The organism is Leifsonia sp. Ger2509 (assembly GCF_055231915.1).
This window is the reverse complement of record NZ_JBUYVB010000003.1, coordinates 2,860,093-2,876,972: the sequence shown is the minus strand read 5'-3', so window position 1 is coordinate 2,876,972 and position 16,880 is coordinate 2,860,093. Positions and strand designations below refer to the sequence as shown.

Below are 16,880 nucleotides of genomic sequence, written 5' to 3'. Positions count from 1 at the left end.
TGTGCTGTTCCGGTCGTCGGCACGCGTCATCGCGCGGCCCTGAGCAGTGATCGGAGCGTGATCGACGGGTCGCCGAGTTCGGTCTCGATGAGGGGGATGCGCTGGTCGATCAGGCGACGAGCGGCCCGCACCGTGTTCGCATCGTCGATCGACGCAGCGCCGACAAGGAACCCGTCCTCCATGAGGAATACGGTCGGATGTTCTCCCGAATCCCGCACCACGACGGTGCCGGGTCCGGTCAGTCTCCCTGCGACTTCAAGGTGAATGCCGTGTCGATCCGACCAGAACCACGAGGCGCCGGCTTCGCGCGCAGGCAGGCCGAGCATGCCGGCCGCAGCCTCACGACCACCGATCTGCGCAGCTTCCCAATGCTCTGCCCTGCGCTCCAGGGAACCATCCGGGTTACGTCTGCGGGCGCTGTCGCCCGCGGCGAAGATGTTGGGAGCGGATGTTCGATGCTCGCTGTCGATGAGGATTCCGCCATCCACGTCCAGTCCGGCTGCCTGAGCGAGTTCCGTATTCGGCACGATGCCGACACCGACGACGACGACGTCGGCGGGGATTCGAACCCCGTCGGAGAGTACGACCTCGACAGCATCGTCCGATTGCGCCTCGATCGCGCTCACGCCCGCGTTGTACACGGCGATGCCGTTCTCCTCGTGCATGGCATGGAGGTGGGTGGCCATCAGTTCGCCCACCGCCGGAAGCAGCGGGAGCTCCATCGGATCCACGAGCGTGACTCTTGCGCCGTTGTGGAGCAGGGACGACGCCAGCTCGGCGCCGATCAGGCCTGCGCCGATCACGACCACGCGGTCGCTGAGCGAGACCATTCGACGCAGGCGGACGGCGTCGTCGTAGGTGCGAAGCACAGAAACCTGAGGGAGCTCGAAACCCGGGGTCGGCAGCCTTCTGGCCCGACCACCGGTGGCGATGAGGATCGTCTCTGCTGTGAGGACTTCGCCGCTTTCCAGCGCAACCGAACCCTCCACGGGGTCCAGGGCGGCCACGGGTGTCCCGTACCGCACCTCGACGGCCAGCTGAGCAAGCTCTTCCGCCGTTGCGAAGCGAAGCTTGTCGAGTGAGAAGTCGTTCTGAAAGAGCTCTTTGCTCAGCGGTGGTCGGTCGTAGAGTGCGTCCTCGGAATCGACGATCGTGATGCGGCCGTCATGGCCGAGCGCCCGAAGTTCTATTGCGGCGCTGAAGCCGGCGAGCCCGCCGCCGACGATGACGACGCGCCCCGCGTCCCTGCTGGGCGAAGTGGTCATGACCCGAGGCTCTCCGGCGACGGGACGACCAGGATGTCGTCTCCGTCGATGAGAACGCGATGGCAGGCGACGTTGCGCGTCGCGGGCATCGACAGGACCGAGCCGTCCTTCAGGCAGAACTTGCCGGCGTGGAGCGGACATTCCACGACGCCGTCCTCGATCCATCCGTCCGAAAGCGACGCTTTCTCGTGCGAGCACGTGTTATCGAGCGCGAAATACTCGCCCCCGTCGTTGAAGACAGCGATGTCGTCGACGGTGCCAGTGACGGCTGCATCGACCCGGATCGCTTCGCCGTCCTCGATATCGCCGACCTGGGCGACCACAATTCCGTCGACCACGGTCTGCTCCCCTGCGCTTATCATTTCTCTCCCTCGTGCCAGGCGGGCGTGTTCATCAGTTCCGCCCACCGCTTGTAAAATCTGCGTCCAGCCGCGTCGCTGTACAGCTCACTCGTCGACCCGCGATGCACGCCGTCATCGCGTTCACTACCGAGGCCCATCTGGTAGTTCAACGGCAGGGTGTTGGTTCGCCAGCCGCGCGAGATCGCCTGGATCTCGCTCCAGTTCTCGCCGTCGTCCTGCTCGAAGATTCCGCTCGGTCCGAACGTCCGCAGATTGTAGAGGCGCTGGGCCGTCCGGACCTCTTCAGGCATGTTCTTGTCGAGTACGGTCCACGCCCAGACCTCCATCTCGTCGGGGCCTTTCGGGTGCCACACCCGGATCGAGCCATTGACTGGAAGGTAGGAGAAGTTGGGAAACACTGTGGCGTGGCCAGTCGTCATCGGGCCCTCGACGCGCGCGTCGCCCAGGCGGCTCCGCAGATTCGCGTAGTCGTAATATTCGTGAACGGGCTGCGCGTCGAAGCGGCTGCGTGGGTGAGTAGGGAATCCCGCACCGTTGCCGCGCTCATCCGAATACTGGCGACCCGGCGTGTTCACGATCTCGGCCTTCGGCCCCCTGCCCGTCGGCGAGAGCACCATCAACGCGGACGCGTGCGACATGTTGACGTGGTACCAATCGGTGGCGAACTGCTCCGCTGCGAGCTTCCAGTTGCCCTTGAGCACCCACTTGGTGATTCCGCCGACGACCGTGGTGCCGTCCGAGTCGCGGTCGAGGAATGCCTCCATGTACCACTTCATGTCGCCGAGCTGTTCGAGCAGCGGAGGTGCCGACGGATTCCAGGTGGCGAAGATCAAGCCGAGGACCGTGTCCAGCTTGGCCACCTCGAGAAGACCCCAGTTCTCGCGATCCCAGGAGTCTGTGGGGTAGCCCGCTTCGTTCGGAACGCTGATGAGCCGGCCTTCGAGGTCGTACGACCAGCCGTGATACGTACAGGTGAATGCCTTCGTCGCACCGTAGTCGGCGCGGAGGACCCTCGCCCCACGGTGACGGCATGAATTCAGGAACGCCCTGATCTGCCGGTTCTTGTCGATCGTGACGATGATCGGGTCTTCGCCCATGAACGTTGTGAAGAAGTCCCCCGGCTTCTGGAGCTGGTCAACGTGTCCGAGGAAGAGCCAACTCGTCGCAAAGACCCGTGCCTGCTCCTGCTCGTAGATCCGATGATCGGTGAAGATCGCACGATCGATCAGGCCGTTCTCGGCGTCGACCAGCCCGGAGAAGTCGAAGGCAGGAGCAAAGCCCTGCGGTCGGCAGACGTCACCCGTGGGATAGGTCTGCCGTTCTCCTTCATGAGTGCTTGGCAGCTGGGTAATTGTCATGGTCCTGCTCTTTCAGTTACCGTGCGCCGCGAAATGCGACGCTCTTCAGCTCGGCTGGTTCGAATCCGTCAGCGACCGCAGTCCAGGTCGACCCCGGCGTCAGGGGAAGGGCCGCCGCGACTGCTCCGGCGAGGATGACCTGGCCCGGCTGAAACGACTGGCCGAATTGTCCGATCGCGTTGGCGAGCCATTCCAACGCCACCAGTGGGTCGCCCAAGACCGCCGACCCGAGTCCGGATGCCCGAACCTCGGCATCCTGCGTGAGCGCCAGCGACGAAGAGGGGAGCGAGTCGAAGAGCTCTGGAGAGGCATCGCGGAACGCGCCGCATACGATACGGGCCGAGGAGGCGTTGTCGGCGATGGTGTCCTCGAGGGCGATTTTCCAGTCGGCCACACGGGAGTCGATGATCTCGATGGCCACCGCGATACCGTCGATACTTCCGCGGAGTTCATCAGTGGTCGCTGAAGCCCCGACCGGTCTTCCGACGCGAAATGCGAATTCGGCTTCCAGTCGGGGCGCGATCAGCTCGGAGACGTCGAGGGAGCCCCCGTTCGGGATCACCATGGCGTCCGTGATCACGCCGAAGTCGGGCTGGTCGACACCGAGCTGCTGCTGCATGGCAACGGAGGTCAATCCGACTTTGTGGCCGGCCACGGTTTCGCCGGCCGCGCGTCTGCGGTCGATGTTGATCCGTTGGATACGGTAGGCGTCGTCGACGGTCAGGCCCCGGGCGGTCAAGGTTGGCGGCGCGATCGGCTCGCGCGACTCCGTGGCCTGCCAGAGGGCGGCCGCCAGATCGGTGTGGGTGTCAGTGAAGTCGTTGCGCACCAGCCGAGCAAAACACCCACCGTGCCGATTTGCGACCCGGTGTTCCAGTCTCCGGCACGCCAGGGTGCCATCATGTGAGGTGCAGGGCACGATCGGTAGAAATCACTCGGAAAGGACACCGATGCGCGCTGCGGTTGCGACCTCACAGAATGCCAATGATCCGCTCGCGGGGCTCGAACTCATGGATACTCCTGAGCCGACCGCGAAGGATGGATGGACTCGGATTCGCGTGCGGGCCGCGTCGTTGAACCCACACGACCTCTGGACCCTCCGCGGTGTGGGGCATCCGCCGGAGCGGATTCCGATCGTGCTCGGCTGCGACGCCGCCGGCACGACGGACGATGGACGGGACGTCATTGTCCATCCGGTGCTCGGTGATCCGGAACGTGGCGGCGGAGACATCACCCTGGATCCGGGCCGCGCTCTCCTTAGCGAGACCATCGACGGCTCGCTCGCGGATTATGTGCTCGTACCCGACGTCTCCGTCGTGCCGAAACCGACGTGGTTGTCCTTCGAGGAAGCGGCGGCACTCCCCGTTGCGTGGGGCACTGCCTACCGGATGCTCTTCACGCGCGTGCGCATCAAGCCAGGCGACCGCGTCCTCGTTCAGGGCGCCAACGGCGGTGTCGCCAGCGCGGCCATCAGCCTGGCCTCGGCGGCGGGCGCCCGCGTATACGCAACTGCGCGGACCGAGGCCAAACGCGAATACGCGCTCAGCTGCGGTGCTCACGCAGCCGTCGAGAGCGGGACGCGGCTTCCGGAACCTGTCGACGTCGTCATCGAAACGGTGGGCGCGGCCACCTGGAAGCATTCGCTTCGTTCCCTGCGGCCAGGTGGCACCGTCGTGATCGCCGGCGCCACCAGCGGTGCAATGCCTGAGGCCGACCTGTCCCGCATCTTCTACCACCAATTGAGCGTGATCGGCTCGACGGGATGCACGAGAGCAGAGTTCGAAGGCCTGCTCCGCATGCTGGAGACGACCGGTGTCCGGCCGCATCTGGACGAGGTCATCCCATTGGAAGACCTCAGGGCCGGCTACCAGCGACTCCTGGATGGGGATGTGCTGGGGAAACTGATCGTACGGATGTGAAGGAGGGACCTCAGCGAAGCCTCGCCGTGGTCACCGCGAATCCCGCGATCCACTCCTTGATCTCTTCGTAGTACCGGTAGTTCATCTCGTACGGGCCCTGCGCGCTCATCGCCGCGTACGCCGCGATCCAGGTGCGGACCTCGTGGGAGGAGTTGCCGGCCTGCCGGACGAAGAAATCGTTGGTCCACGGGTCGGTGTCGCTCACCTTGTTGCTGGCGAGGATGTCCAGGAGCTCGTTGTCCCACGCAGAGTTCAATGGCTGCATGAACGGAGCCTCGTCCCGCGCGAATGCCCGGGCGGCTTCGATCGTCCTGGCCTCGACCTTGGCGCGGCCCTCCGGAGTGATGTTCCTTCCATCGGTCAGCGCGGCTTGGGTGCGCTCGTTCGATCCGACGTAGCGCGGAACCGGGGGGTCGTGGGAGAGACCGCCCGATGCGATCACGATCGCGTTGCGGCCCGTCTTGAGAAGCGATCGACCAACGGCTTCGCCAAGTGCGCGGATCCGGCGAACCGGGTTGAGGGCGTATGCGACCGAGTTGATGAAGATCGGTACGACCGGGACATTCTCCAGGCCGCCGAAGAGGATGTCGAGCGGCTGTGAGAATCCGTGGTCGACGATCATCCGTTCGCTGATCGGAAGATCGACTCCGTCTCCCAGCACGTCCGCGTGCAGTTGCCAGGCGAGCTCGTGATCGACTGACAGCGGACCGCTCTTCGTACCGAAGTCGCCGATCGCTTCCGCTTTTCCGCCCAGGCAGAACGACGGCATCATGTCGTAGAAAAATCCGTTGTAGTGGTCCGGAGCGAAGATGACCGCGACGTCTGGCTGTACATCCGCGATGAAGTCGCGGGCGGCGCTGAACGCAGATTCAACTCGTCGGCGTGTCTCGGCCGGCGGTTCGACGAACTCCATCAGCGGTGAGTGCGACAGGCCGACAAGATTGATTGGCACGTGTAGCCTCCAGTTCAGATCGTTCACGGTGATCGAGTCGAACCTAGATGTTCAGGCCACTGCGATCGACCCGGCGTGCCGCTTCGTGGAACGCGCTGCTCTGCGGCGTACTTCCGATTTCCGCGCTAGAAGACCCGGCCACTGCCTGCCATCGACAACTGGGGCGACGTCGTGCAGACGAACAACAGCGCCTGAGGGGTCCGCGCCTCGAAGACATGCGCGGCGTCGGCGGGAAACCGGACGAAGTCGCCCTGGTCCGCGAGCACCGTGTCAGACACCGGTCCGATCCGCACCGTCCCTTCGAGCACGTAGCAATGGCGCAGAGCTCCCTGGCCGAGTCGTGCGCAGGCGAAAGCGCCCATTGAAGCCGTCAGGCGCAACGCGGCATTGACGACGTACCCTGACCCGAACGCCTGATCGAGATGTCGCACCTCTGCCCCGTTCTGAGGGTGCCAGCGGATGTCTCGACCGGAGTATCGCAAGATCTCGGTTCCCATCTCGGCGAGAAGTGCACGAATGCTGACATCCAGGGCGTCGGCGAGACGCTCGAGCGAGTCGACCGTCGGATTGCTCCGACCGCTCTCGATGGCGACAATCGTCTGTTTCGCAAGACCGGACCGCCTACTCAGCTCCCCCAGCGAGAACTCACGATCTGCTCGAAATTTCCGGAGATTACGCGCAATCACGTCGTTTGCAGCGATTATCGTGCCTCATTCCAATTCTGAACCATCGTCTGGTTCAGATTACCGCTCGCTTTGACCCGACGTCCCCTCGCGCGCGAAAATCAGGACGCGCCGGGTCGCCGGCACCTACCCGACATCGATGAGGATGACGACCGCATGAACGAGACTATGGCGAACACCCGCGACGACCGCACGGCTGTCGACAAGGCAGTGAGTGTGCTCAAGGCCTTCGGCCGCGACGCGCACCTTGGCGTCGGCGTGAGCGAACTCAGCCGTCGCGCCCAGCTGAGCAAGTCGACGACCTTCCGCGTGCTCGGCATGCTCGAGCGCAACGGGCTGGTGGAGCGTGCCGGCACGGCCTATCGGCTGGGTCGGATCGTCGACGAGCTCGGCGCCCAGAGCGATGCCGCGGTCCAGGATGAGGTGCGGGATCTGCTGACACCGTTCCTCGCCGAGCTGTACGTCCAGACGCATGCGACCGTGCAGCTCGGGATGCTGGTCGGTTCACACGTCGTCTATCTCAATAAGTTGGAGGGCACACAGCGCCTGCGAACACCCAGCAGGATCGGCGGGCGCATGCCTGCATATTGCACTGCGGTGGGCAAAGTACTTCTGGCCGCTGACCCCACAGCGACCGAAGCAGTGCTGCGCGGACCGCGCCACGCGTGGACAGCGAACACGATTCTCGACGAAGACGACTTCCTCCACGAGCTGGACCGAGTCCGGGCGTCGGGGATCGCGCACGATCGGGGAGAATCGCTCGCCACGCTCACCTGCATCGCGGTCCCGGTGCGCGGCGCAAACGGTCGGACCATTGCCGCGTTCTCGGTGTCGGGCGAGACCTCAAGATTCCAGCCCCTGCGCTATGAGAGCACGCTGCGCTCTGTCGCCTTTTCGGCGTCGCGCATGCTGGCTGCACAGTCGCGACGTGGCGACGCGGCCGTCGCCTGAGGCTAGCTGCCCGGTAGCGGCCTCGCGCGTCAGAGCTTGGGGCGCCGGCCCTGCCGATCGACCGGTACCCGGACCGCCTCTGTGAAGGGGGAAACATCGGTGCTTTCCTGCTGGGAAGCGTCGAGGTCGGCGATCATCGCCCGAATGAGCGGCTTGTCCAGCTTCCCAGCGCCGTTGCGGGGAATGGAGTTCTGTGCGACGAGTCGACTGGGCAGCTTGTATCGTGCGACCTTGCCGGTGAGGAACTCCCGCACCTCCTCGAGCGTCAGCGGCTCATCCTGGAATGCCACCACGGCACACACTGATTCACCCCATCGCTCATCCGGAACGCCGATGACTGCCACATCGGCGATGAGTGGGTGCCCGTTCAGAACGTTTTCGATCTCGGCGGGGTAGACGTTCTCACCTCCGGAAATGACCATGTCTTTGAGACGGTCGACAATGAAGAGGTATCCGTCATCGTCTGCGTAACCGAGGTCTCCGGTCCGAAACCACCCGTCGGGTGTGAAGACGGCCGCCGTGGCTTCGGGATTGTTCCAGTATCCTCGCGAGACGTTGGGTCCGCGGACCCAGAATTCCCCGGTGTGCGCTGAGTCGTCGATCGTCTCGAGCGTCGCAGGGTCGACGACCTTGACCTCGGAGTACGGCATGGCCACGCCGCACGAGCCGAGCTTGTCGGTCGTCCGGGATGCCTCGAGATAGGTTGCGAAGGGGGAGGTCTCGGTCAACCCCCACGCCTGCTGGATGAGGACCCCTTTCTCCGCCAAGCGGGCGATCAGCGCAGGGGGCACGGGTGCGCCCGCGGCGATCGTCGATCGGAGTGCGGAAAGATCGGCTGACGCGAACTCGGGCAGGCGCTGGATACCGGCGATCATCGCCGGGACCAGGAACATGCTGTTCACCCGATACTCGACCAGGTCGCGCAGTGCCTGTGCCGGCTCGAAGGCACGCCGCACGATGACCGTGCCACCGCGCGTGAGCGTGCGCAGGGTCAGTGCGTTGAGGCCGCCGATGTGAAACAGTGGGGCCGCAGCGAGATTCACATCGCCGAAGCGGGTGTCGACGGTCGAATCGACGTTGACCCAGTTCCACCAGAGGTTCCCGTGGGTGAGCATGACGCCCTTCGGCCTGCCCGTGGTACCGGACGTGTAGAGCAACGCGGCGAGGTCGTCGTCGAACTGTGGCGTGTGGGGGCCGACCGCGTCGACACTCGTTCGGAACGCGGAGAAGGACTCCCAGTCGCCGGTGATGCCGACGGGGGCGGTGACACTCGCGTCATCGTCGACGACCAGAGTGCGGCGGATCGCCAGCCCGTCGATGAAGCTGTCGTACTGCTGCGCGTGGGCTGGCTCGGCGACGAGGACGTCTGGCCGCGAGTCTTCGAGCACGGCGCGCGCTTCAGGCGGAGCGAGCCGGAAGTTGACCGGCACGAATGCCGCGCCGACCCAGATCGCCGCGAAATACGTCACGAAGAACGTGAGGCTGTTGTGCCCCGCGTACGCGACGCGGTCACCCGGACCGATGCCGTCGTCCCGCAGCGCCGCGGCGAACCTTCCGGCGGTGTCGTGGAGTTCCGCATAGCTCACTTCGCGCCCCTCGTACACGACGGCGATCATGTCACTGTGGTTCTTCGCGTGTCTGACGACTTGAGCGATCGCGCTGATGTCGACTTTCGTCACGGCTCGGTCTCCTCTTCGAGTGGGATGCGGCGTCCTTCGGGCAGTTCATCCAACAACACCGAACCCGCACGATCTGCGGTTCCGTTCTGCTGAATGGCACAGGAGAACCAGTCGTGCCGCCCGCCGGAACGTTCTCTCTACCCGGCGCATCGTCCGACTGGCAGATTGGAGCATTGATGAGCGACATCGACATTGTGACCGGTTCCGCCCGAATTCGCGGGCGGATGTGGGGAAGCGGGCCGCCCGTGCTGCTTGTGCATGGCTTTCCGCAGAACCAGTGTGCCTGGCACCGGGTGTGGCCCGCACTTGCGGAGAATCATACGGTCGTCGCCTGCGACCTGCGGGGTTATGGCGAGTCTCTTGCGTTCGACGACGACTACACGTTCCGAGCAATGGCTGCCGACCTTCATCAGGTCATGGTTGCGCTGGGCATGGAATCGTTCTCGGTCGTCGGACATGACCGAGGTGCCCGGGTCGCGCATCGAATGGCGCTCGACCACCCCGGCGCTGTGCGGTCCGTGACGCTCATCGACGTACTTCCCACTGAGATCGTCTGGCGAGACATGGATGTTGAGCTCGCGCGCGCGTACTGGCACTGGACCTTTCTGGCGCTGGAGAATGGTCTGCCTGAGCGGGCGATAGCGGCGGATCCGATCGCCTTCATCCACGCGTGCCTCGGAATCGGTGGAGGGTCAGGACGATTCGATACCGAGGCGATGCGCTCGTATGAGCTGGCCGCTGCTCGTCCCTCCGTGCAGCGAGCGTTCTGCCTGGATTACCGGGCGGCTGCCGGACCCGACCTCGAGATCGACCGGGAGCTGCCCACGCGCTCTGACGTTCCTGCGTTGGTGATCTGGGCCGCGCGGGGTCAGGTCGCCCGTCGCCACGATCCTGTCGCTGCGTGGACTCCGATCTTCCCGAACATCAAGGGTGCGGCGGTCGACTGCGGCCACTTCGTGCCCGAGGAGGCGCCCGAGCAGCTCATCCCGCTCATCGAGTCCTTCCTGGGGCGAGAATGACTTCACTGGCGTGTACCGCAGGACGGAACGGTCGATAGCCCTGCGCGGGCCGATCAGATTTCATCGGACCAGAATCGTCAGGTCGCCAACTGCACCTTCAGCTGACCCGCGACAGAGCCTAAGGACAAAAGATGCCAAAAACGTCATCGACCGCAACGTCTCCCCGGGCCACGCCCGACAACGCCGCTCCGACGAGGGGCCCGAAACTCTGGACGCGGGCACTGTGGTCCGCGCGTCGATTCGCGCCGGTGACGAACAAGTACACCAAACACGCGGTCCTGACGCCGATGTCGGACGGGGTCGAACTGCTGGCGGACCTGTATCAGCCGGATGGCGTGTCGACGCCGGCCACCATCATGATGCGGTCGCCCTACGGACGCGACGCGCTCCACGGGCTCAACGCCAGCTTCTTCGCCTCGCGCGGATACAACGTCTTCATCCAGTCCAGCCGTGGGACCGCCGGGTCAGGCGGTGAGTTCGCGCCGATGACCACAGAAGCCGACGACGCCCAGGACACGATCGCGTGGCTGCGCGAGCAGCCGTGGTTCGATGGCCGTCTGGTCACCTTCGGCGCCAGCTACCTCGGCTTCACCCAGTGGGCGCTCGCGGAGAACCCGCCCATCGAGCTGAAGGGGATGATCGTGGATGTCGGGCCGCACGACTTCGCTGAGGTCGCTTGGGGCCGCGGGGCGTTCGACCTCATGAACTTCCTCGGGTGGAGCGACCTCATGTCTCAGAGGGATGATGTCAAGCCGGGTCTCTACGGTCAGATCCAGGCCATGAAGCGAGATGAGGAAGGCCTGCGCACTCGTCTGGCGTCGTCTCCGCTCCGCGCCGCCACACCCGAACGTGTGCTGGCGAACGCGTCGTGGTACCTCGACTGGCTCGACCACCCCGACATCGACGATCCGTTCTGGAACGGCTACCGCCACAAGACCGGACTCGAGAACGTGACCTGCCCCGTCCTGCTCTCCGGAGGGTGGCAGGACCTCTTCCTGCGCCAGACACTTGCGCAGTGGCAGTCCCTCTCGGCGCGCGGCGTCGATCTCGAGGTCATCGTCGGGCCGTGGACCCACACCGATCTCGGGAGGTGGGCTCTTGACCCGCACTATCTGAACCGGTGCGTTCGGTGGCTTGATGCGCTCCTGGCCGGCGAGCGGCCGGTCGCGCACGTGGAGGCTTTCCAGGTGCAGATCGCCGGAGGCCGCAAGGAGTGGCGCGCCGTCGAGGGGTGGGCGCCGAAGTCCTCGCCCGTCCCGTTGCACCTGGGCGCCGGCGGAACCATGAGCACTGGCCCTGGCGCGGCCACTGGTGCGGCATCCTTCGTCTTCGACCCGTCGGACCCGACCCCGACCACCGGCGGCAACACGATGGCGGGCGACAACGGGTTCCGAGACAACAAGGAGGTCGAGGCGCGCGCCGACGTGCTGACGTTCACTACGCCGCCGCAGAAGAGCGACCTGGTGATCATCGGGCACCCCGTCTGTCACCTCGACATCGAATCCACTGACCCGGTGCACGACCTCTTCGTGCGGATCTGCGACGTCGATGAACGAGGTAAGTCGACGAACGTGGTCGACGAGATCGTGCGGTTCGACACCGACTCCTTCGCCGGCGGCGGACGGCACGAGGTGAGCGTGAAGCTGCAGGGCACCGCGTATCGCTTCCGGCGCGGGCACCGCATCCGTCTGCAGGTCAGTGGCGGCGCCTTCCCGCGATTCTCGGTGAATCAGGGTTCGGGTCCGTTCGCGGCCGACGGCACGGGCGCCCCGGTGACCCACACCATCTTCTTGGGCGATGGAGCATCACACGTGGTGCTGCCCACCGTGAGCACGGCTGTGCAGCCCGCACGGCTCAAATGACCAAGAGCACGACGCGCGCTTCGAAGGAGCCCATGTATTACGAGCCCGGAGTGACCCCGCACGGCCTTCCGCGTGACCCGTTCAAGTCGTGTGTCGTGCCACGCCCCATCGGCTGGATCTCAACGCGTAGCCGCGACGGGGTCGACAATCTGGCACCGTTCAGTCAGTTCACCAACGTCAGCTTCGACCCACCAATGGTGCTGTTCTCGGCGAACCAGACCACCGATGCTCGCCGCAAGGATACGGTGGTCAACGTCGAGCAGACAGGCCAGTTCGTTTGGAACATGGCGACGTGGGCGCAGCGCGAGGCGGTCAACATCTCGGGCGAGGAACTGCCGATCGAGGTGGATGAATTCCACCGTGCGGGGTTGCAGAAGGAAATGGCCACGCGCGTCGATGTGCCGATGGTCGCGGGGTCGCCGGTGCGGTTCGAGTGCGAGTATCTGAACACCGTCCGGTTGCCCGGAGGCGGAAATCAGGGCACTGTCGACGTTGTCTTCGCGCGGGTGGTAGGCGTCCACATCGATGACGACGCCCTCACCGAGGACGGACGGCTCGACGTTGTGCGGATCCGCCCGATCGCCCGGATGGGCTACTTCGAGTACACCTCGGTCGAGTCGGCGTTCGAGATGGTCATCCCCGGCGATGCGAGACTGCTCGCCGGGCTCGAAGGTTCGGCAGTGAAGAACCGCGCGCAATCAGCCTGACGGACAGGATCCCGTTTGCCGCGGCAGCGATGTCGATGCCTCCGTCGATCGGGAAGGGTGTCGAGGTCGCCCGTCATCGACCGCGGCACGCTGCGACAACTTCTGCAAAGTCATCGAGTGGACTCCGAAGCCTGTCCCGCTCTGCTCGATCGCCACTCCAGGTTCGCATTTCCTCACGACGCGCACGCGACGACGTCGTCACGCTCACTCGGATAAGGCTTGGGCACAGTGCCATCCTTCAGGCCGACCCTCCCGGGAGCCAGATCAGATGTCACCGATTCGTGCAGCAGACATGAGGAGCGGCGGAACGAGAAAGCTAAAGACAAGAGAGAGGGAGAACGAACGAAAAGAAGGTAGCGAAAGAGCTAATAAAAGAAGGTAGCGAAAGAGCTAATGCACGCAGGCACTTAAGTGGAAGGGCCTTCGAATTGCTCGGCCGCGGCGCATTGATCTAGCCCTGGTTGCACCATTGCTGGAGCCGCGAGCGGCGCTGTGCTTGCCGGGGTGTTGGTGTCCTTCCGCCGCCCGATCGTAGCTCCCTCCCGGACTTTCGCGGCATATCCTCCCTCCCCTGCGCTCCACTGCGGTATTCCACATCCCGGCACTGCGCCCCTCCCGCTCGCTCTCGATCACTCGCCGGAAAGGCACTCAAAACTCTAATGAGACCGGTTGGTCTGGGACCGGCTGGCAGACTGACGTCCAGTTCGGCGTCGCGTGACTCAACTCAAAAATGGCCCCTTGGGTGCCTTTCGATCGATCTGTCCGCGTGTCGAACTGGCGTCGGTTTGTCTGTTCCGATGGCTTATAGAAGGTCGTCCGCGGCCGGGTAACCGGCTTGTGTGACTCATTAGAGTTCCGCCTCGAAACGTCTCCAGACCGACGAACTGCATTGTTCGCCAATCGGAAGGGACCATCGAAGTGAGCTCCGTGGCTGATCACTATGACCACGTCGTCGGCGTTGACACGCACGCACGAACACACACTTATGCCGTGCTGGAAGCAGGAACCGGACGGCGACTCGACACGGCGACCTTTCCGACGACAGCGAACGGCCTGAGCCGAGCACTGGCTTGGATGCGGCGGCGCGCTCAGGGGCGCGTCCTCGTCGCGATCGAGGGCGCCAGTTCCTATGGGTCCAACCTCAGGCGAGCGCTGATTGCCGCTGGCGTCGACGTGTGCGACGTCCGACCGCCGAAGCGGGCGGCTCGCGCCCGCCGCGGCAAGTCGGACGAGATCGACGCCATTGCAGCAGCCCGGACCGCGCTTGCGTCCGAGGTCGAACGGCTCACGACCCCGCGATCGGACGGGCTGCGCGCGGCGCTGCGAGTGTTGCTGGTCGCCCGGCAGGCGATGGACAGCCGGCGAACCGAGGAGCGGAACGCGTTGACCGCTCTGTTGCGCAGCTTTGACCTTGGCATGGACGTCCGCAAGCCGCTTACCGACACTCAGGTCCGCGAAGTCGCCGGCTGGCGTCACCGGTCCTCCGATGATGCCGCGATGGTGACCATTCGGCAGGAAGCGCGTCGCCTCGCGGTCTCGGTCCAAGCCCTCACTTTTCAACTGGCGGAGAACCATGCTGCGTTGGCCGGTCACGTTCAGCAGCTTGCGCCCGGGTTGCAGCAGCTTCTCGGAGTCGGCGCCGTCACTGGAGCCATCCTGGTCACCGCCTATTCGCATCAGGGGCGTGTCCGCAGCGAGGCGGCGTTCGCCGCGCTGGCCGGGGCGTCACCGCTGGAGGCCTCGAGCGGGAACACGACCAGGCATCGGCTGAACCGACACGGTGATCGGCAGCTGAACCGGGCCTTGGATGTCATCGCTCGTGTCCGGTCGAGTTGCGACCCCGCCACCCGCGACTATCTGGCCAGACGGTTGGCGGAGGGCAAGAGCAAACGCGAGATCCGCCGCAGCCTGAAGCGTTATATCGCCCGGCAGCTGTTCCGTCACCTAAGCGCGGTCATGGCCTAACCCAGGCCAGCGGGCAGGATCCTCCGTCAGGTCGCACACGAGTTGCTTGCCGCTTCACCGCTAGGCTGCGTCCTCAGGGGGAAGTCGATGACCACCAGCTCCGCCGAGGAAGCAGACGCCCAGAGCGCGCGCCGTGAACGCCGTCAATACGCGTATTGGCTCTGGGCATCAATTCCCGTCGCCCTGATCATCGACGTCTGCCTGACGGGGCTGGCCGGGTTTACGTGGTGCGGCTTCAACACCTGCCATTACCCGTCCACCCCGACAGACCTGCGGATCAGCATCACTGCCACAATCCCGCTGCTGTTCGGTGTTTTCCTCGTGACGTTCCTAGCCGTCGTCCTACCGCCGTGGATACCCGGGTGGAAACGTCCGACGATCGCTGCGGTTGCTGGGCTGGTGGCGTTGGCTGCAGCATCGGCCAGCGTCTTCTCGCGCTAACCCGGAACGCGCCTCCGGCGTGCGGTCTTTCTAGGTCTTCTTTCCGATCCGACAGCCGATCATAGCGAGTTCCACCAGCTCCGTTCCCTCCGCTCCCCACACGTATCACGCCGGCACGGCAGACCAATTTGACACCGGCCCATAGAAGGGTCGATCGGCCAGGGAGTGATTGGGATGCGGGTATTCATCATCGACACAGGAACCAAGGCGCCGGAACTGCACGGCGGACTTCTCGGGGTGGAGGGCTCATTGAACCCGACTGCGGCGGAGAAGCAGGAGTGTGTGGAGGCGGTCAGCGAGTACGTGATGGAGGGGTGGGCGATCGCCGCTGATCCGAACACCCCGATCGGATTGCTGGCTGCGCTCACCGCCGAGGCTGCCTGGGTCCCGTTCGTCAATCTCACTCGGATCGATGGCGGAGCGGCCGAGTTGCAGGGGGCGCAGCTCTAAGCAAACCCACAGGCTTCGGAAATGCGTGCCGTTTGCGCGCATTAATCGAGTAATTTCGCCTAGATGCCGTACAACGTACGCCCGTGTCGTGCAATGAGGGTTGCTACCTCTAGAATTTCCGTGAACCTACGGACGAATGATTACGGGAGCACGAGGATAATATGGCCGCGAGCACAATTGGATTCGACCCCGAAGAGATCGACACCTCAGCGCCGACCCGATCGGCACGGTTGAAATGGGTTGTCGTGGTCAACGAGGCGATCCCGGCCGGTCGGGCAGTGAATGCTGCGGTCTGTGTCGCGGCCGCGACGTCAGATGCGGTAGGTGGTCTTCTTGGTGCTGCGGCAGTGGATGAGGCCGGTGTGGCCCACCCAGGGCTGCCATGGGCGGGATGCACCGTCCTGGTCGCCGACAACGACAAGCTGCTGACCATTCGCGCGAAGGCGCATAGCCGAGAGGACTTCTTCGTAGCCGATATGCCGGATGCGGCCCAGCAGACCCGCGTCTATGACGAGTATCTCGATGTGATGCGTACCAGCGACCCGAATGAGGTCACGTACTTGGCGGTGAGCTTGGTGGGCCCACGTAATCCGGTCGACAAGATCGTCAGTCGACTCGTCTTGATGCCATGACCGATATCGATTCGGAGCGACTAATTCGTGTGGTTTTCGGCCAGCCGAGTTTTTCCGAGCCTTGGCCTGGTTCGGCAGTTCGGTGTCGGCGTTGAACGCATCGATCTTGCCGCCGCGGCTCAGTACGAACTACAGTCGCAAACATGCCTGGTTTGCACGCGGGCTTTGTCACCGAGCGGGGTGTCGCGTTGCAGCTGCCCCTCCTTCACCGGTTGCTCCTCACCCGGCCACTGCCATCGGAGCTGGTGTGCTGATGCGAGTATCGGCTTGATACCCAAACCAACAAACCCCCGATGGGCGGGCGTGAAAAGGAGAGTGCAATGATGCGTCCCATTCAGTGGACAAACGTGTCGGCCACCGACGTCGAGCAGGCGATCGGCGAATACGAGCGGATGGGCGCGGACGCGTTCTTTCACCGGTTCGGGTTCGCCCCAACGACCACATACGACCTCGTGCGGGACGGGCAAACATATCCGCCGAAAGCGATTCTCGGCGCCGCGTATGAACTGGCGACCGGGGAGAAGTTGGCGTCCACGGATTTCGAGGGCGGCAAATCCGGTGCAGTGAAAGTGCTGACGAATTTAGGGTTCCGGGTTGAGCTCCGACAGCCCCGCTGAGCCCGGAGCGAACGCTCG

17 protein-coding genes and 1 pseudogene are annotated in these 16,880 nt (G+C 64.5%); 10 read left to right on the top strand and 8 right to left on the bottom strand.

The features are described 5' to 3' along the window. Positions 1-26 precede the first annotated feature (26 nt). The 4 genes from ACV7NN_RS13915 to ACV7NN_RS13900 are packed head-to-tail and all read right to left on the bottom strand — an operon-like array spanning position 27 to position 3,814. Positions 27-1,265: an NAD(P)/FAD-dependent oxidoreductase gene (locus tag ACV7NN_RS13915; RefSeq protein ID WP_463350166.1), complete on the bottom strand. Its 1,239-nt coding sequence runs from the start codon at positions 1,263-1,265 to the stop codon at positions 27-29. After that, on the bottom strand, positions 1,262-1,627 hold the full coding sequence (locus tag ACV7NN_RS13910) for a non-heme iron oxygenase ferredoxin subunit (RefSeq protein WP_463350165.1): 366 nt from the start codon (positions 1,625-1,627) through the stop codon (positions 1,262-1,264). The genes ACV7NN_RS13915 and ACV7NN_RS13910 overlap by 4 nt, the downstream gene beginning before the upstream one ends. Beyond that, on the bottom strand, positions 1,624-2,985 hold the full coding sequence (locus tag ACV7NN_RS13905) for an aromatic ring-hydroxylating oxygenase subunit alpha (RefSeq protein WP_463350164.1): 1,362 nt from the start codon (positions 2,983-2,985) through the stop codon (positions 1,624-1,626). The genes ACV7NN_RS13910 and ACV7NN_RS13905 overlap by 4 nt, the downstream gene beginning before the upstream one ends. A gap of 16 nt (positions 2,986-3,001) precedes the next feature. Beyond that, positions 3,002-3,814 (bottom strand): 2-keto-4-pentenoate hydratase, encoded by an 813-nt coding sequence (locus ACV7NN_RS13900; protein WP_463350163.1) that lies wholly within the window; start codon positions 3,812-3,814, stop codon positions 3,002-3,004. A gap of 121 nt (positions 3,815-3,935) precedes the next feature. Between ACV7NN_RS13900 and ACV7NN_RS13895 the strand changes: the two genes are divergently transcribed. After that, the gene (locus tag ACV7NN_RS13895; protein WP_463350162.1) at positions 3,936-4,904 is read left to right on the top strand and encodes a zinc-binding dehydrogenase; all 969 of its coding nucleotides are present in this window, start codon (positions 3,936-3,938) and stop codon (positions 4,902-4,904) included. Between the two features lie 10 nt (positions 4,905-4,914). On the opposite strand, the gene ACV7NN_RS13890 is transcribed toward ACV7NN_RS13895, so the two are convergent. The 3 genes and pseudogenes from ACV7NN_RS13890 to ACV7NN_RS13880 all read right to left on the bottom strand — a co-directional run. Beyond that, positions 4,915-5,856 (bottom strand): 3-carboxyethylcatechol 2,3-dioxygenase, encoded by a 942-nt coding sequence (locus ACV7NN_RS13890; RefSeq protein WP_463350161.1) that lies wholly within the window; start codon positions 5,854-5,856, stop codon positions 4,915-4,917. Positions 5,857-5,981: 125 nt separating this feature from the next. Then, complete coding sequence (locus tag ACV7NN_RS13885; protein ID WP_463351337.1) at positions 5,982-6,287, bottom strand: hypothetical protein; 306 nt, start codon at positions 6,285-6,287, stop codon at positions 5,982-5,984. Positions 6,288-6,365: 78 nt separating this feature from the next. Continuing rightward, positions 6,366-6,542, bottom strand: a pseudogene (locus tag ACV7NN_RS13880) (helix-turn-helix domain-containing protein); the annotation flags it as partial. A gap of 153 nt (positions 6,543-6,695) precedes the next feature. On the opposite strand from ACV7NN_RS13880, the gene ACV7NN_RS13875 reads away from it, so the two are divergent. After that, positions 6,696-7,490: an IclR family transcriptional regulator gene (locus ACV7NN_RS13875; RefSeq protein WP_463350160.1), complete on the top strand. Its 795-nt coding sequence runs from the start codon at positions 6,696-6,698 to the stop codon at positions 7,488-7,490. 29 nt (positions 7,491-7,519) lie between these two features. Here ACV7NN_RS13875 and ACV7NN_RS13870 read toward each other — a convergent pair whose 3' ends face one another. Further along, the gene (locus tag ACV7NN_RS13870; protein ID WP_463350159.1) at positions 7,520-9,169 is read right to left on the bottom strand and encodes an acyl-CoA synthetase; all 1,650 of its coding nucleotides are present in this window, start codon (positions 9,167-9,169) and stop codon (positions 7,520-7,522) included. A 176-nt stretch (positions 9,170-9,345) separates the two neighbouring features. Between ACV7NN_RS13870 and ACV7NN_RS13865 the strand changes: the two genes are divergently transcribed. From ACV7NN_RS13865 to ACV7NN_RS13830, 8 genes are all read left to right on the top strand, one after another. Continuing rightward, positions 9,346-10,188 carry an alpha/beta fold hydrolase gene (locus ACV7NN_RS13865; protein WP_463350158.1) on the top strand — a complete coding sequence of 281 codons (843 nt, stop codon included), beginning with the start codon at positions 9,346-9,348 and terminating at the stop codon, positions 10,186-10,188. 131 nt (positions 10,189-10,319) lie between these two features. Beyond that, positions 10,320-12,050: a CocE/NonD family hydrolase gene (locus ACV7NN_RS13860; protein WP_463350157.1), complete on the top strand. Its 1,731-nt coding sequence runs from the start codon at positions 10,320-10,322 to the stop codon at positions 12,048-12,050. Between the two features lie 32 nt (positions 12,051-12,082). Beyond that, complete coding sequence (locus ACV7NN_RS13855) at positions 12,083-12,757, top strand: flavin reductase family protein (protein WP_463350156.1); 675 nt, start codon at positions 12,083-12,085, stop codon at positions 12,755-12,757. 918 nt (positions 12,758-13,675) lie between these two features. Continuing rightward, positions 13,676-14,722: an IS110 family RNA-guided transposase gene (locus tag ACV7NN_RS13850; RefSeq protein ID WP_463350155.1), complete on the top strand. Its 1,047-nt coding sequence runs from the start codon at positions 13,676-13,678 to the stop codon at positions 14,720-14,722. A gap of 87 nt (positions 14,723-14,809) precedes the next feature. Continuing rightward, positions 14,810-15,163 carry a hypothetical protein gene (locus ACV7NN_RS13845; RefSeq protein ID WP_463350154.1) on the top strand — a complete coding sequence of 118 codons (354 nt, stop codon included), beginning with the start codon at positions 14,810-14,812 and terminating at the stop codon, positions 15,161-15,163. Positions 15,164-15,337: 174 nt separating this feature from the next. Then, positions 15,338-15,613, top strand: coding sequence for a hypothetical protein (locus tag ACV7NN_RS13840; protein WP_463350153.1), 276 nt, complete (start codon positions 15,338-15,340; stop codon positions 15,611-15,613). A 161-nt stretch (positions 15,614-15,774) separates the two neighbouring features. Continuing rightward, entirely contained in the window at positions 15,775-16,245 is a 471-nt protein-coding gene (locus ACV7NN_RS13835) for a DUF2000 domain-containing protein (protein WP_463350152.1), read from the top strand. A 293-nt stretch (positions 16,246-16,538) separates the two neighbouring features. After that, positions 16,539-16,862, top strand: a complete 324-nt coding sequence (locus ACV7NN_RS13830) for a hypothetical protein (RefSeq protein WP_463350151.1) — start codon at positions 16,539-16,541, stop codon at positions 16,860-16,862. The last annotated feature ends 18 nt before the right edge of the window (positions 16,863-16,880 follow it).